Origin of the sequence: Escherichia sp. 20412-1 (assembly GCF_003027595.1) — a bacterium.
Classification (GTDB): domain Bacteria; phylum Pseudomonadota; class Gammaproteobacteria; order Enterobacterales; family Enterobacteriaceae; genus Escherichia; species Escherichia marmotae.
On the sequence record NZ_PYQM01000011.1, the window covers coordinates 44,050 to 57,616 of the forward strand.

Annotated in this window: 16 protein-coding genes; 8 read left to right on the forward strand and 8 right to left on the reverse strand. The window is 49.2% G+C overall.

Annotated elements, in window-relative coordinates; genetic code table 11:
* Positions 1-32: 32 nt before the first annotated feature.
* Positions 33-623 (reverse strand): GTP cyclohydrolase II, encoded by a 591-nt coding sequence (gene ribA / locus C7B16_RS10105; protein WP_001176295.1) that lies wholly within the window; start codon positions 621-623, stop codon positions 33-35.
* 169 nt (positions 624-792) lie between these two features.
* Between ribA and pgpB the strand changes: the two genes are divergently transcribed.
* The 5 genes from pgpB (at position 793) to yciH (ending at position 4,446) form a co-directional block, all read left to right on the forward strand.
* Positions 793-1,557, forward strand: a complete 765-nt coding sequence (pgpB, locus tag C7B16_RS10110; protein WP_107179620.1) for a phosphatidylglycerophosphatase B — start codon at positions 793-795, stop codon at positions 1,555-1,557.
* Positions 1,558-1,705: 148 nt separating this feature from the next.
* Entirely contained in the window at positions 1,706-2,014 is a 309-nt protein-coding gene (gene lapA, locus C7B16_RS10115) for a lipopolysaccharide assembly protein LapA (protein WP_107179621.1), read from the forward strand.
* Positions 2,015-2,020: 6 nt separating this feature from the next.
* Positions 2,021-3,190 (forward strand): lipopolysaccharide assembly protein LapB, encoded by a 1,170-nt coding sequence (gene lapB, locus C7B16_RS10120; protein ID WP_000891363.1) that lies wholly within the window; start codon positions 2,021-2,023, stop codon positions 3,188-3,190.
* A 192-nt stretch (positions 3,191-3,382) separates the two neighbouring features.
* Entirely contained in the window at positions 3,383-4,120 is a 738-nt protein-coding gene (gene pyrF / locus C7B16_RS10125; protein WP_000176253.1) for an orotidine-5'-phosphate decarboxylase, read from the forward strand.
* Complete coding sequence (gene yciH / locus C7B16_RS10130; protein WP_010377698.1) at positions 4,120-4,446, forward strand: stress response translation initiation inhibitor YciH; 327 nt, start codon at positions 4,120-4,122, stop codon at positions 4,444-4,446. The genes pyrF and yciH overlap by 1 nt, the downstream gene beginning before the upstream one ends.
* A 127-nt stretch (positions 4,447-4,573) precedes the next feature.
* On the opposite strand, the gene osmB is transcribed toward yciH, so the two are convergent.
* From osmB to yciZ, 3 genes are all read right to left on the reverse strand, one after another.
* Complete coding sequence (gene osmB, locus C7B16_RS10135) at positions 4,574-4,792, reverse strand: osmotically-inducible lipoprotein OsmB (protein WP_000498252.1); 219 nt, start codon at positions 4,790-4,792, stop codon at positions 4,574-4,576.
* Positions 4,793-5,060: 268 nt separating this feature from the next.
* The gene (locus C7B16_RS10140) at positions 5,061-5,810 is read right to left on the reverse strand and encodes a DNA-binding transcriptional regulator YciT (protein ID WP_107179622.1); all 750 of its coding nucleotides are present in this window, start codon (positions 5,808-5,810) and stop codon (positions 5,061-5,063) included.
* An 88-nt stretch (positions 5,811-5,898) separates the two neighbouring features.
* Positions 5,899-6,072: a protein YciZ gene (gene yciZ / locus C7B16_RS10145; RefSeq protein ID WP_001288366.1), complete on the reverse strand. Its 174-nt coding sequence runs from the start codon at positions 6,070-6,072 to the stop codon at positions 5,899-5,901.
* Positions 6,073-6,110: 38 nt separating this feature from the next.
* Between yciZ and C7B16_RS25000 the strand changes: the two genes are divergently transcribed.
* Positions 6,111-6,239: a hypothetical protein gene (locus C7B16_RS25000; protein ID WP_219906383.1), complete on the forward strand. Its 129-nt coding sequence runs from the start codon at positions 6,111-6,113 to the stop codon at positions 6,237-6,239.
* Here C7B16_RS25000 and pdeR read toward each other — a convergent pair.
* Positions 6,221-8,206 carry a cyclic di-GMP phosphodiesterase gene (gene pdeR / locus C7B16_RS10150; protein ID WP_000849463.1) on the reverse strand — a complete coding sequence of 662 codons (1,986 nt, stop codon included), beginning with the start codon at positions 8,204-8,206 and terminating at the stop codon, positions 6,221-6,223. The genes C7B16_RS25000 and pdeR overlap by 19 nt on opposite strands.
* Positions 8,207-8,259: 53 nt before the next feature.
* Between pdeR and C7B16_RS10155 the strand changes: the two genes are divergently transcribed.
* Positions 8,260-8,382: a hypothetical protein gene (locus C7B16_RS10155; protein WP_000323866.1), complete on the forward strand. Its 123-nt coding sequence runs from the start codon at positions 8,260-8,262 to the stop codon at positions 8,380-8,382.
* Between the two features lie 62 nt (positions 8,383-8,444).
* Here C7B16_RS10155 and C7B16_RS10160 read toward each other — a convergent pair whose 3' ends face one another.
* From C7B16_RS10160 to fabI, 3 genes are all read right to left on the reverse strand, one after another.
* Entirely contained in the window at positions 8,445-10,379 is a 1,935-nt protein-coding gene (locus C7B16_RS10160) for an exoribonuclease II (RefSeq protein WP_000484960.1), read from the reverse strand.
* Positions 10,380-10,446: 67 nt separating this feature from the next.
* Positions 10,447-11,586: a CMD domain-containing protein gene (locus C7B16_RS10165; protein ID WP_105265993.1), complete on the reverse strand. Its 1,140-nt coding sequence runs from the start codon at positions 11,584-11,586 to the stop codon at positions 10,447-10,449.
* Between the two features lie 142 nt (positions 11,587-11,728).
* Positions 11,729-12,517 carry an enoyl-ACP reductase FabI gene (fabI, locus tag C7B16_RS10170; RefSeq protein WP_000506507.1) on the reverse strand — a complete coding sequence of 263 codons (789 nt, stop codon included), beginning with the start codon at positions 12,515-12,517 and terminating at the stop codon, positions 11,729-11,731.
* A gap of 423 nt (positions 12,518-12,940) precedes the next feature.
* On the opposite strand from fabI, the gene C7B16_RS10175 reads away from it, so the two are divergent.
* Entirely contained in the window at positions 12,941-13,507 is a 567-nt protein-coding gene (locus C7B16_RS10175) for a TetR/AcrR family transcriptional regulator (RefSeq protein WP_000202112.1), read from the forward strand.
* Positions 13,508-13,567 lie beyond the last annotated feature (60 nt).

The window sequence follows — 13,567 nt, forward strand, 5'->3', positions numbered from 1 at the left end:
GGCAAGCAGGCCGAATTTGCATTAAACGAGGATTATTTGTTCAGCAAATGGCCCATTTTTTCCGCTTTGGTATCGAGATAATGCTCGTTATTTGGGTTACGACCGACAATCAACGGCACGCGTTCAACAATGTTAATCCCTGCTTCGGTCAGAATTTCGACTTTTTTCGGGTTGTTGGTTAACAGACGGACTTCGTTGACACCAAGTAACTTGAACATATCGGCGCAAAGAGTGAAATCGCGTTCATCAGCGGCGAAGCCTAACTGGTGATTAGCCTCTACGGTATCGTAGCCTTGATCCTGCAACGCGTAAGCGCGAATTTTATTCAGCAGACCAATGTTACGTCCTTCCTGACGGTGATACAGCAAAATACCACGGCCTTCTTCGGCTATTTGTGTCAGTGCCGCTTCAAGCTGGAAGCCACAATCGCAGCGCAAGCTGAACAGGGCGTCACCGGTCAGACATTCGGAATGGACGCGCGCAAGTACCGGGGTATGCCCGGAAATATCGCCATAGACTAGCGCGACATGATCGTGTCCGGTTGCCAGTTCTTCAAATCCCACCATCAGGAAATCGCCCCAGGGGGTTGGCAGTTTAGCTTCTGCCACACGTTTAAGCTGCATGAAATTCTCCAGATAATGCTGGTTCTGTATCGGCTTATTTTGCCATAACGCGAAGGTGTTCACCTAATCACGACGCGTCAATCGTTCACTGAATGGCACAAATCTGCCAATTTTTCCAGGTCAGAGCATTTTCAGTTATGATTGTGAGACTTATAAGGAAGGAGAGACCATGCGTTCGATTGCCAGACGTACCGCAGTTGGAGCAGCACTATTACTTATCATGCCGGTAGCGGTGTGGATTTCTGGCTGGCGTTGGCAACTTGGAGATCAAAGTTGGCTGTTAAAAGCGGCCTTTTGGGTCACTGAAACCGTCACTCAGCCCTGGGGCGTCATTACGCATCTTATTTTATTCGGCTGGTTTCTCTGGTGTCTGCGTTTTCGCCTCAAAGCCGCAGTTATGTTATTTGCTATTCTGGCAGCGGCAATTCTTGTCGGACAGGGAGTTAAATCCTGGATCAAAGGTAAAGTTCAGGAGCCACGCCCTTTTGTTATCTGGCTGGAAAAAACACATCATATTCCGGTTGATGAGTTCTACACTTTAAAGCGAGCAGAGCGCGGTAATTTAGTGAAAGAACAGTTGGCTGAAGAAAAAAATATCCCGCAATATTTACGTTCTCATTGGCAGAAAGAGACGGGGTTTGCCTTTCCTTCCGGCCACACGATGTTTGCCGCCAGTTGGGCCTTGCTCGCCGTTGGGCTGTTGTGGCCACGTAGGCGAACTTTAACCATTGCGCTCTTGCTGGTCTGGGCAACGGGAGTAATGGGAAGCCGCTTGCTGCTGGGGATGCATTGGCCGCGCGATCTGGTGGTGGCTACGTTGATTTCGTGGGCGCTGGTGGCGGTGGCAACCTGGCTCGCGCAACGTATTTGTGGGCCATTAACACCACCGCCGGAAGAAAATCGTGAGATAGCGCAGCGAGAACAAGAAAGTTAAAACTGGTTGAATTTCCGAATTTAACCCTCAAATCATCAACAATGATTGTGGCTACCATTTCGCAGACGTCGTGAAAATGGTACTTTAAAGGGCTATTGCGGTAAGTTGACCATAATTTATTCGCTCTAACCACATAACGGGAAGTAATGTGAAATATTTACTCATTTTCTTACTGGTGTTAGCGATTTTTGTGATTTCTATCACGTTAGGTGCGCAGAATGATCAGCAGGTAACGTTTAATTATCTGTTAGCGCAAGGGGAGTATCGTATCTCTACTTTGCTGGCGGTATTGTTTGCTGCGGGGTTTGCTATCGGTTGGTTGATTTGTGGCCTGTTCTGGCTGCGAATTCGTGTTTCTCTGGCACGCGCTGAACGTAAAATAAAGCGACTGGAAAACCAGCTTTCACCTGCGACTGGCGTGGCGGTAGCGCCTGATTCGTCAGTAGCGAAGGAATAACTTTCTATGCTGGAGTTGTTGTTTCTGCTCTTGCCTGTAGCCGCTGCCTATGGCTGGTATATGGGCCGCAGAAGTGCGCAACAAAACAAGCAAGATGAAGCCAACCGCCTGTCACGTGATTACGTAGCAGGGGTTAACTTCCTGCTTAGTAATCAACAGGACAAAGCGGTGGATCTGTTCCTCGATATGCTGAAAGAGGATACAGGCACCGTTGAAGCCCACCTTACGCTCGGAAACTTATTCCGTTCGCGTGGCGAAGTCGATCGCGCTATTCGTATTCATCAAACCTTAATGGAAAGTGCCTCGTTGACCTATGAGCAGCGTCTGCTGGCAATTCAGCAACTGGGGCGTGATTACATGGCGGCGGGTTTATACGATCGCGCGGAAGATATGTTTAATCAACTGACTGATGAAACCGACTTCCGAGTTGGCGCATTGCAACAACTGTTGCAAATCTATCAGTCCACCAGTGAATGGCAGAAAGCAATTGATGTTGCAGAACGCCTGGTGAAGCTTGGTAAAGATAAACAGCGAGTCGAAATCGCCCATTTCTACTGTGAATTAGCCCTTCAGCACATGGCCAGTGACGATCTCGATCGCGCTATGGCCTTGTTGAAAAAAGGGGCGGCAGCCGACAAAAACAGCGCCCGCGTGTCCATTATGATGGGACGTGTTTTCATGGCAAAAGGGGAGTACGCAAAAGCGGTCGAGAGCCTGCAACGCGTTATCTCCCAGGACAGAGAGCTGGTCAGCGAAACGCTGGAAATGCTGCAAACCTGCTATCAGCAACTGGATAAAACTGCCGAATGGGCAGAGTTTCTCCAGCGTGCGGTGGAGGAGAATACGGGGGCAGATGCTGAACTGATGCTTGCCGACATCATTGAAGCGCGCGATGGCAGCGAAGCCGCACAGGTCTATATTACGCGCCAGCTACAACGCCATCCGACGATGCGCGTGTTCCACAAGTTGATGGATTACCACCTTAACGAAGCGGAAGAAGGGCGCGCCAAAGAGAGCCTGATGGTGTTGCGTGACATGGTGGGCGAGAAGGTGCGTAGTAAGCCGCGTTACCGCTGCCAGAAGTGTGGTTTTACTGCATACACGCTTTACTGGCATTGTCCGTCCTGCCGTGCCTGGTCAACCATTAAACCGATTCGTGGCCTGGATGGACTGTAATTTATAAAAAAAACTATCTTTAGTTACAACATACTAATGGTTATTTTTACAAATAGCTTCGGTAACGCCTGAGCAGAAAAAGACTGGCAGGGGGAAAATCGTAACTGTTAATTTTTTATTTCCACGGGTAGAATGCACGCCGTTTACCTGTTTTGCGCCACTTCCGGTGCCCATCATCAAGAAGGTCTGGTCATGACGTTAACTGCTTCATCTCCTTCCCGCGCTGTTACTCATTCTCCTGTTGTTGTTGCCCTTGATTATAATAATCGTGACGCTGCGCTGGCGTTTGTCGACAAGATCGACCCACGCGATTGCCGTCTGAAAGTAGGCAAGGAGATGTTTACCCTGTTTGGGCCGCAGTTTGTTCGTGAACTGCAACAACGTGGTTTTGATATCTTCCTCGACCTGAAATTCCACGATATTCCCAATACCGCAGCGCACGCCGTGGCAGCGGCGGCTGACTTAGGCGTGTGGATGGTAAACGTTCATGCCTCTGGCGGCGCACGTATGATGACCGCAGCACGTGAGGCGTTGGTTCCGTTTGGCAAAGATGCGCCGCTATTAATCGCTGTGACTGTACTCACTAGTATGGAAGCCAGCGATCTGGCCGATCTTGGTGTGACACTGTCACCGGCAGATTATGCAGAGCGTCTGGCGGCGCTGACGCAAAAATGCGGCCTTGACGGTGTTGTGTGTTCAGCCCAGGAAGCCGTGCGGTTTAAACAAGCATTTGGTCAGGATTTCAAACTGGTGACGCCGGGTATTCGCCCGCAGGGGAGCGACGCTGGCGATCAGCGCCGCATCATGACCCCGGAACAGGCGCTGGCGGCAGGCGTTGATTATATGGTGATTGGTCGCCCGGTAACGCAATCGGCGGCCCCGGCGCAAACGCTGAAAGCGATCAACACCTCGTTACAACGGAGTGCATGATGAGTGATTCTAACAGCCGTCTGGTCTACTCAACGGAAACTGGACGTATTGATGAACCCAAAGCGACCCCTGTACGACCAAAAGGCGACGGAGTGGTGCGCATCCAACGGCAAACCAGTGGGCGTAAAGGTAAGGGCGTATGCCTGATTACCGGCGTCGATCTCGATGATGCCGAACTGACAAAGCTGGCGGCTGAACTGAAGAAAAAATGCGGCTGCGGCGGGGCAGTAAAAGATGGAATTATCGAAATCCAGGGGGATAAGCGTGATTTATTAAAATCACTGCTTGAAGCGAAAGGGATGAAGGTAAAACTCGCAGGCGGTTAACAAAAAAAGCCACGGAAATATTTTCGTGGCTTTCGTTTATTTCACTGTGTGTATTATTCAGTTATTTCGTACTGAACCGAGTCAAGCGTATTATAATAGCGAGTTGCTAATCGACATTTATTTACGATTATTTACCGACCTGGTGACCGATAATACCACCAACTGCTGCACCACCTAATGTACCCAGCGTGCTGCCATCAGTCAGTACTGCACCGCCTAAAGCCCCTGCACCTGCACCGATTGCGGTGTTTCGGTCCCGTTTAGACCAGTTAGAACAGGCACTTAGAGACATTGCCAGTGTAATTGCCAGAACAGCCGCGGTCATTTTTTTGCTCGTTACAAACATAATACTCTCTCCTGAATTTATGATTCACGGAAGTAAGCTCTCTATAACTATAATAGTTCAGAATAGGCCATGTAAAATTATTCCGTGAAATCCTCTCGCGCGCAGGGTTATATCACGCAGGTGATAGTGACTTCCTGTTATATCGCTGATAATAAGTTTATAACGTTAGGGTGTTAATAACAGGTAAATAGTCTTAATTATCAACCAGGAATCATCTTAGTGCGGATGATTTGCGTTAGAGCAAATCATCCGTAAGGAAGGAAAGTGATTATATGTCAACGACGTGAACGATTAATTTACTGTGTTCCAAAGACATCAGATCGCTGGCGCTAATCTTTGAATCGGTTATAACGCGTTTGATTCTCTCAACAGGGCCGATGGGGTAAGAATGTACGGCACCAAACTTTGAACTGTCAGTCAGGACAATGGTTTCGCACTCTTTTTCCAGTACAGCATTGACCACATCGGTACGCATCATGTCGCGACCTGTAAACCCGGTTTCAGGTTGCCAGCCATCGATACCAATAAATGCCTTACTGAAATGCACCTGTTGGATACACTGACGTGTCAGAGGACCAACCATACTTTCGCTTTTTTTCTGGTACACACCGCCAAGTAAAATGACTTCACAAGGGGCGTCTTTCAATAAATGCGCTATATAGCTGCTGACCGTAATGATGGTGACATTTTTCTTTTGCTCACCCAATGTGCGGGTCAGAAGGGCATTACTGCTGCCATTCTCGATAAAGATGGTTTCTCCCGCTTGAACCAGTGAGGCGGCAAACTCAGCAAGTTCACGTTTCAGCGTATAATTATTCATCATACGGGTTTCGACATCATCGCTATCAAGCGAAACAGCAAAACCATGTGCACGGCGTAGATAGCTAAGTTTTTCGAGGGTGTTGAGATCCTGGCGGATAGTAACTTCGGAAACTCCAGTGGCTTTCGCCAGATCGGTTACGCTAACCTGACCCTGGTCAATGACCATCTGTAGAATAGTTTGTTGTCGGGAATTCATCGCTGTAATTCTTATAACGTTATAATACTCAATAAAAAATGCTGACGCGCCGGGCATCCTTAAATAGGGAAAACTGAAAGCACGATTGTTAAATCTCCCATGGTGCCTTCGGGATGTCTGGCGTAGATGCAGCAACCTGGCGCAAGAGTTCTGCTTTAAGTATCTCAAGATTATGGATCGCAGAGTGGTAATCGCCTGCCACAAGGATATCTAACACAATATCAATACGTTCGGCAACGCGCTGGGCATCAAATTCAGACATCAAGGGTATCCTTAAGGCAAAAAAGGTGAAAATAAATAATGCAAAAATTGCCGCTAAAAGAGAAGTGCTTAACGGCAAAGGTTAATTATCATTTACGAATACGATATGTAATGGAATTATATACCGTTAAATATATATATTCGTCTCTTTATGCGCGTTTCAGATAACGTTTATACCAGCGTTCAAACGCTACGGCGGGCATCGGTTTGGCAAACAAGAATCCTTGTCTCTCATTGATGCCGTTTTTGGTTAAAAAAGCATCTTCTTTTGCGCTTTCTACGCCTTCGGCAATAACCTGCAGGTTCAAGGCCTGAGCTACGGCGACAATTGCCCGTACCAGCGACTGTGAGACAGGTTGTTTGTGAATATCACGGACAAAAACCTGGTCGAGTTTAATGGCATCGATAGGAAATCGTGCCAGTTGAGAAAGGGAAGAGTAGCCAGTGCCGAAATCATCCAGGTGAACCTGTGCGCCTAATTGACTGAATTGCTGAATAACGGAAAGCGCCAGCTCGTCGTTTTCAATCAGGCAGCTTTCAGTCAGCTCGACATCAATAGGGCAATACTCAAATTTAAGTTCCTGGAGTACCTGTTTCAGGTCAGTGAAAATAGTTTGATCAGCGAGTTGGCGTGCTGAGACATTGACTGCCACCCGAAGATTGATGCCTTTATCTCGCCATTTTGCCACCTGGCGAACGACGTCAAGAATAACCCAACGACCCAGAGGCACAATCAGACCGGACTCTTCCGCATAGGAAATAAAGTCCAGTGGGGGAATTAGTCCGCGTTCGGGCGACTGCCAGCGCACCAGAGCTTCCAGACTGCGCACTTCACCGCGCCAGGTGATTTTCGGTTGATAGTGAATAACTAACTGATCGTTTTCCAGTGCTTTACGCAGGTTGGTATCCAACCACAGATATTCAAATACCCGTTGATTCATTTCCGGTGAAAAAACGCAAAATTGCCCTCGACCGCCTTCTTTGGCACTGTACATTGCCGTATCGGCGTGGCGAATAATTGCCGCACTGTCTGGGCCATGTTGCGGTGAAAGTGAAATACCGATCGAACAGCCAGTATAAACTTCGATTAAACCAATGCGAAAAGGCTGACGCAGGCGGGTCAAAATCCGCGATGCCATTGCTTCCAGGGCACTTTGTGAGGTGTTTGGTGCGAGTACCAGAAATTCATCGCCGCCAGAGCGCGCCAGTACCTGATCCGGCTCAAGACAGCTTAAAATGGCCAGTGAAACCTCGCGTAACAACTGGTCGCCAAACAAATGCCCGTAGGCATCGTTCACTTTTTTAAAATTGTCTAAATCGAGATAAACCACGCCGACTTTACTTTCATCCACCTGATTAATGGCGTGATCGATTAATTCCTGCATAGCGTTACGATTCGGCAGCCCTGTAATGCTGTCGGTGTTAGCCAGAATTCGCAAGCGCTCCTGGGCGTGGCGTTCTTCGGTGATATCGGTGCCGGAGCAGATTAAATAGATCTCATTTTTGCCGCTGCCGCTATGCACGAATTTGTTGCGAAACAGAAACAGCCGCTGGCCTTTACGCGTGGGTATCCAGATTTCTACCTCATATGCATTGCCGTTTCGAAAAAATCCACGGTTATTGCGCATGGATGCCGCAGCTTCACGACGACTCATAAACAGTTTAAACACACTTTGCCCGATGACATCGTGTTCTTTCAGCCCCGTGTACTCTTCACATAACCGGTTAAAACGCTGGATATTTCCCCGACTGTCCAGAATCACTATTGCAGAGTGGGCTTCAGAAACCACTTGTTCTGCAAAGGACAGTCCGTGTGATAAATCACGAGCTACCGCCGGTGTGTCATGCCATGCTGACGCGTTTCCACCCCATTCACGCTTATTGATTTTTCGTCCCACCAGATGAACAGAAAGATCACTCTCATCGACTGTCAGGCTCATCATCAGGCTGGAGGTGATAACCGTCATTTCCCGGATACGAGCAGCCTGTTCGGCAGATAACTGCAGAGTACGTTCAGGTTCCGTTGTTTCGGTGGCGGAAAAACGCAAAACATCACTGTTTTCCGACAACCGCCAGTATGGGTTGTGCGATCCGAGAAAGTTGTACAACGTTGTGGACTCCCTAATGGTTTTCATGATGCATACCCTCCGGTTAACAGCGGAGTCCCGCAGTTAAATGAACGGTTCATATGGCTTACATGAAATTAATGGCGGTTAAACGTATTGTTTTTTTTATATATTTATTTGTAATCCAGTTTTGGGAAAACGCCAGTTTTCAAACGGATGTCATTAAAAAAAATCTGCTGAGATAAACGAATATGGGGGAAGGGAAAGGCAAACGGCCCATCCGTAATGAATGGGCCGTAAAAAGAGATTACGCGACAGGGCGCGCAATAATGCTGCGGGTTTCCATGCGTACTTCGGCAATGGTGACGTCGATAACGTCGGTTACTTTGTAAACTGTTTCACCTTTAATTTGTACGGTGCCGTTTTCCTGACTGCAAACCAGCTCATCGCGCACGGCGTGTAAGAACGGTGCAGGGATAAAGGCGATAGCGCCGTTATCGACCAGACGCACACGCATACCGCCCCGGCTGATATCGACGATTTCTGCCGCAAAACGGGTGTCAGTGCCCGCTTTGTCTTTCAGGAAACGCGCGTACAACCAGTCCCCGACATCACGTTCTGCCATCCGGTTGAGACGACGACGCTCTGCCATTTGGGTGGTGATCTCATCCTGCGGACGCGTCGCCGTTTCGCCTTTGATGATCGCTTTCAGCAAACGATGGTTGATCATGTCGCCATACTTGCGAATTGGTGAAGTCCAGGTGGCATACGCTTCCAGACCGAGGCCAAAGTGAGGACCCGGTTCGGTGCTGATTTCCGCAAAAGACTGAAAACGGCGAATGCGGCTGTCGAGGAAGCCAGTCGGTTGCGCATCCAGCTCACGACGCAGTTTGCAGAAACCGTCCAGTGTGAGCACTTCTTCGGCATCAACATGCAGGCCATGCGTTTTCAGCAATGCTGCCAGCGCCTCGGCATTTGCCGGATCAAAGCCCATATGCACGTTATAGATACCGAAACCGAGCTTATCGCGCAGCACGCGGGCCGCACAAATGTTAGCGGCGATCATCGCTTCTTCGACAATACGGTTAGCAATACGGCGTGGTTCAGCGACGATATCCAACACTTCACCTTTTTCACCGAGAATAAAACGGTAATCCGGGCGATCTTTAAACACCAACGCATGGTTATTACGCCATTCGCCGCGACGCTGGCAAATTTGCGCTAACAGGCGGATTTGTCCGGCAATCGCATCACTTTCTGGCTGCCAGTCGCCGGTGTTTTCCAGCCAGTCGGAAACCTGGTCATAAACCAGTTTGGCTTTGGATTCGATGGTAGCGGCAAAAAATTCGATGTTGTCTTCAATGGTGCCATCAGCAGACAACGTCATCCGACATGCCAGTACCGGGCGCACTTCATTGGCACGCAGTGAGCAGAGATCGTCAGAAAGCTCGCGCGGCAGCATCGGGATGTTGAAGCCCGGCAGATAGTTGGTGAATGCGCGAATTTTCGCTGCTTTGTCCAGCTTGCTGCCTTCGGCAATCCACGCGGTTGGATCGGCAATTGCGACAATTAACTGCAGTTTGTCATCCGGTAACGCCTTCGCGAAGAGGGCATCATCCATATCTTCCGTGCTGGCACTGTCGATGGTGACAAAGTCCAGCGCGGTGAGATCTTCACGAACCAAACCCTCATCGAGCATTTCGGTGGCGACGCCATCTGGTGCTTCTTTTTCCAGGTTATGGCGCGCCAGGGTTACCCACCAGGGCACGAAGTGGTCATCACCAAAAGTGATGTATTGAGTCAGGTCAGCATAGAAAGAACGATCGCCTTTCAGCGGATGGCGGCGCATTTCGGCAACCGCCCAGTCGCCTTCTTTAAACTCATGATTCAGCCCGCGGGCAGCGCGGCAAGGAATAGCGTCTTTTAAGAGTGGATGATCAGGCACGATGGCCAGACGGTCATTCTTGCCCTGAACTTTACCCACGAAACGAGTCAGAAACGGTTCAACCAGTTCTTCTGGCTCTGCGGATTCACGATCTTTTTCACTGTGGATCACCGCGATAATTCGGTCGCCATGCATGACTTTTTTCATCTGCGGCGGCGGAATGAAATAACTTTTCTGTGCGTCGACTTCCAGGAAGCCAAAGCCTTTTTCAGTGGCTTTTACCACCCCTTCAGCGCGGGGCGTCTGGGAGTGCAGTTGCTGTTTAAGCTGCGCTAGCAGCGGGTTGTCCTGAAACATAATTGTCTATTTTGGTGGCCATTAGAGCGGCTGACAGTTTTACGCGATTCTGCCTGACGCAGCAAGGTTAATGTGTCTCACCCAACGCGATTTTTAAGCGATTTATCCAACCACAAAACCCGCTCCATACCAGCAGATTGATAACCTGCGCTGATGATGTTTCATGTTCGAGTAACGGGCTAAACTGGGCGGCGCTAAAGCGATCGGGTGCTCGTGTCAGCCATTGTATCGCCTGAACCGTAGCACGCTCAACAAAATGGCAGTCAGCCCACTGGTTTATTTCGTTTTCGCCCTGACGCAGAATGGATATTGCTTCTTTATATTCAAATGTTGAATGTATGAGAGAGGTGAAACAGGCAGCACTGCCGTTAATTCGTGCGCTGAGTAAAGCAGCAAGTTGATGGCTGGATTTTGTTGTTACCAACGGGCTGGATAACAACGCCACAAAGAGTGAAAACGAGGCAGGATGCAGATTCAGGATTGCTGCCAGTTGGCGAAGTTCAGAGCCTGGCAACAGGAGAGCATTCGTCTCTTGCTCTCCAGAGAATTTTTCCCCATCGTAGCAGGCACGCCAGCCGGTTGATACTTCAGCAAAAAGTGAGCTGTCAGCGTAGCTTTGCACGTCCAGACCGGGTAACCAGCGTACAGGTTGTCCAAGATAAGCCTGAAAAGTCGCAATTGCTCGCGCCTGAAAACCAACAAAACCAATAATTTGATTGATAATTACACAGTCCCAGGCGGTAAGCCCGACATCGTGAAGATGCTGGCGCGATCGGTTGTCGATAATCGATGGAGAGCCGGCCAGTTGACGGGCATATTGCGTGATTTGTGCCAGACGATGATTACTTTCCCTGGAGGAGTCTGGTCCGGGAAGCGGTGTCAGACGCGCGGAATAGTAGTTGCATAAACGCTGGACGCCGCAGACCTGAGCAACGGTCAGAGCGGTCGACAGGCGTTCATAGGCGGTGAATGTCTGTAAACGGGTCGCCGCAAGCTGATTGGGAAATAGCTCTACAGCAAGAGTACGCGCCGGGATCAGCCACGAATGAAAGGGATCAAGTGTTTCTTCGTCAAGGATCACGTCGAGCAGAAAAGGATCGGTAACCTGTGCAGCTTCCGGAACCAGAGGCAGAACGTCATGTTCTGCAGTGCTGGATTGCGTTTCGTGATACCAGTGGCTTTTGCCTGAACTGTGGCGTTGTTCCATGGGCGTTCCTTGGTCATAACGGAAATCGTTATCCTGACGCAAGGCGGAGAGGGGAGAAAGACGGATCGGTGATAACAAATATCAGAAAGGTATAACAGAGAAATGGGCGGCGCAACGCCGCCCATCATTACCCACAGAACGATTATTTCAGTTCCAGCTCGTTCATTGCAGCGATGCTGAAACCGCCGTCAACGTGAACCACTTCACCGGAGATACCGGCAGAGAGATCGGAACACAGGAACGCTGCGGAGTTACCCACATCCTCAATGGTAACCGTACGACGAATCGGAGTAACCGCTTCGCAGTGTGCCAGCATTTTACGGAAGTCTTTGATGCCAGAAGCGGCCAGAGTGCGGATCGGGCCAGCAGAGATGGCGTTAACGCGCACACCTTCCGGACCCATCGCGTTAGCCATATAGCGCACGTTCGCTTCCAGAGACGCTTTCGCCAGACCCATAACGTTGTAGTTCGGGATAGCGCGCTCAGCGCCCAGATAGGAAAGAGTCAGCAGGGCAGAACCCGGATTCAGCATAGAACGGCAAGCTTTTGCCATTGCAACGAAGCTGTAAGAGCTGATGTCGTGGGCAATTTTGAAGCCTTCACGAGTCACGGCGTTAACATAGTCGCCATCCAGCTGATCGCCAGGTGCAAAACCAATAGAGTGTACGAAACCGTCAAATTTCGGCCAGACTTTACCCAGTTCTGCGAACATGGTGTCGATGCTGGCATCTTCGGCAACATCGCACTGCAGAACGATGCTGGAACCTAATTGAGCGGCAAATTCTTCTACGCGGCCTTTCAGTTTATCGTTCTGGTAGGTGAATGCCAGTTCAGCTCCTTCGCGGTGCATCGCCTGAGCGATACCGTAGGCGATGGACAGTTTACTGGCAACACCGGTTACCAGAATGCGCTTACCGGAAAGAAAACCCATAGCTTTAATCCTTATTGTTGATGCTTGTTGTGCCTGAAAATCAGGCGATTCGTCGTTTTAGTAAACAGTACGAACAGATAAACGGTTATTATAATCAACCTGGCTGTGGGTGGCTATAGTTGCGCTTTCTGTACGGGGGAGAAGCTACAGTACAGAACATTTTGTTCTATCTGATCCTGACATCTTCAGGGGCAGGTTATGGGAATATCTCATAGAATCTGGCGACAACACGTCGCTGCCTTTCTCTGATGAACTGACATCAACGTAATATTTCAACTATCTTCACAGAATCTCCACAATCTCTTCATTATCAGAATATGCATCATGAATAAGATAAAAATACTTTCCATTACTTTGGAGAAACGTATAATTAGCCAAAATGAGAATGATCATTCTCACTAAGTGGAAGGCCAGGAGACAGAAATGACTAGCAAGCTGGAGATACGTCACAAACAGCGCCAGGATGAAATCATCAACGCCGCCCGTCGGTGTTTTCATCGCTGCGGTTTTCATGCCGCCAGTATGTCGCAAATTGCCAGCGAAGCTCAGCTTAGCGTCGGGCAGATCTACCGTTACTTCGCCAATAAAGACGCCATTATTGAAGAGATGGTTCGCCGTATCATCGACTTTCGTATTGCTCAGATGGACATTGACGCGCGTACCGATCGCTTCCCGGAAGTCCTTGCCTTGCGGAAATCCTTAAATGAAGACGACGACGCGTTGATGCTGGAAGTGGCTGCAGAAGCAACACGCAACCCGCGGGTGATGGCAATGCTCGAGGAAGCTGACGCCAGAATGTTCGCTAACGGTTGTGCGCATATGAAAAGAATGCATCCCCATCTTAGCGATGAGCACATTCGTTGTTGCGTTGAGGTGCTCGCCACTATGATGGAAGGTACGGTTTATCGTCGTTTAACACCGCAAAAAAGCGATCCACAACGTCTGCAGGAAATATATCAGGATATTATTAGTATGTTGATAAATAAATAAGAACAGAATTAACCGATAGCGGGGGATATTAATCCCCTTATTTCATTGCGAAATTTATTT

Bases quoted from the DNA above. Each gene is read 5' to 3' on its own strand.
- yciH (WP_010377698.1), top strand. From the start codon at position 4,120: ATGAGTGATTCTAACAGCCGTCTGGTCTACTCAACGGAAACTGGACGT.
- yciZ (WP_001288366.1), bottom strand. From the start codon at position 6,072: ATGTCTGAATTTGATGCCCAGCGCGTTGCCGAACGTATTGATATTGTG.
- C7B16_RS10165 (WP_105265993.1), bottom strand. From the start codon at position 11,586: ATGGAACAACGCCACAGTTCAGGCAAAAGCCACTGGTATCACGAAACG.
- lapB (WP_000891363.1), top strand. From the start codon at position 2,021: ATGCTGGAGTTGTTGTTTCTGCTCTTGCCTGTAGCCGCTGCCTATGGC.
- C7B16_RS25000 (WP_219906383.1), top strand. From the start codon at position 6,111: ATGCAAAAATTGCCGCTAAAAGAGAAGTGCTTAACGGCAAAGGTTAAT.
- pdeR (WP_000849463.1), bottom strand. From the start codon at position 8,206: ATGAAAACCATTAGGGAGTCCACAACGTTGTACAACTTTCTCGGATCG.
- osmB (WP_000498252.1), bottom strand. From the start codon at position 4,792: ATGTTTGTAACGAGCAAAAAAATGACCGCGGCTGTTCTGGCAATTACA.
- pyrF (WP_000176253.1), top strand. From the start codon at position 3,383: ATGACGTTAACTGCTTCATCTCCTTCCCGCGCTGTTACTCATTCTCCT.
- C7B16_RS10140 (WP_107179622.1), bottom strand. From the start codon at position 5,810: ATGAATTCCCGACAACAAACTATTCTACAGATGGTCATTGACCAGGGT.
- pgpB (WP_107179620.1), top strand. From the start codon at position 793: ATGCGTTCGATTGCCAGACGTACCGCAGTTGGAGCAGCACTATTACTT.
- C7B16_RS10160 (WP_000484960.1), bottom strand. From the start codon at position 10,379: ATGTTTCAGGACAACCCGCTGCTAGCGCAGCTTAAACAGCAACTGCAC.
- fabI (WP_000506507.1), bottom strand. From the start codon at position 12,517: ATGGGTTTTCTTTCCGGTAAGCGCATTCTGGTAACCGGTGTTGCCAGT.
- C7B16_RS10175 (WP_000202112.1), top strand. From the start codon at position 12,941: ATGACTAGCAAGCTGGAGATACGTCACAAACAGCGCCAGGATGAAATC.
- C7B16_RS10155 (WP_000323866.1), top strand. From the start codon at position 8,260: ATGGCTTACATGAAATTAATGGCGGTTAAACGTATTGTTTTTTTTATA.
- ribA (WP_001176295.1), bottom strand. From the start codon at position 623: ATGCAGCTTAAACGTGTGGCAGAAGCTAAACTGCCAACCCCCTGGGGC.